The following is a 317-nucleotide window of genomic DNA, read 5'->3' as shown; positions in this document are numbered from 1 at the left end:
GGATCGCGGTCATCGAGGCGATGAAGATGGAGCATACGCTGGTGGCGCCTTCCGCCGGCACGGTGACCATGGTGGCGGTGCTGGCCGGCGAGCAGGTGGCCGAGGGCGCGCCGGTGGCCGCCATCGAGGCAACGGAGGAGAAGGCGGCGTGAGCATGGTGCAGTGAACGGGCGCCGCGGTCGACGCGCTTCACCTCTCCCCGACGGGGAGAGGTCGGCCGCAGGCCGGGTGAGGGGGCAGGGCCGATTCAGGCGCAGACTCCCCCGCCCCCCCACCCCCCCGGTGGGGGGGAAGACGCACACCCCCCCCCGGGGGGG

General features: G+C 74.8%; 1 protein-coding gene. It reads left to right on the top strand.

Annotated elements, in window-relative coordinates; genetic code table 11:
* Positions 1–2: 2 nt before the first annotated feature.
* Complete coding sequence (locus ACTIFS_RS18495; RefSeq protein ID WP_439575600.1) at positions 3–152, top strand: biotin/lipoyl-containing protein; 150 nt, start codon at positions 3–5, stop codon at positions 150–152.
* The last annotated feature ends 165 nt before the right edge of the window (positions 153–317 follow it).

The organism is Phreatobacter sp. (genome assembly GCF_051860605.1).
Lineage (GTDB): Bacteria > Pseudomonadota > Alphaproteobacteria > Rhizobiales > Phreatobacteraceae > Phreatobacter.
Note: the sequence above shows the minus strand (reverse complement) of the source record. Positions and strands in the feature narration are given on the sequence as shown.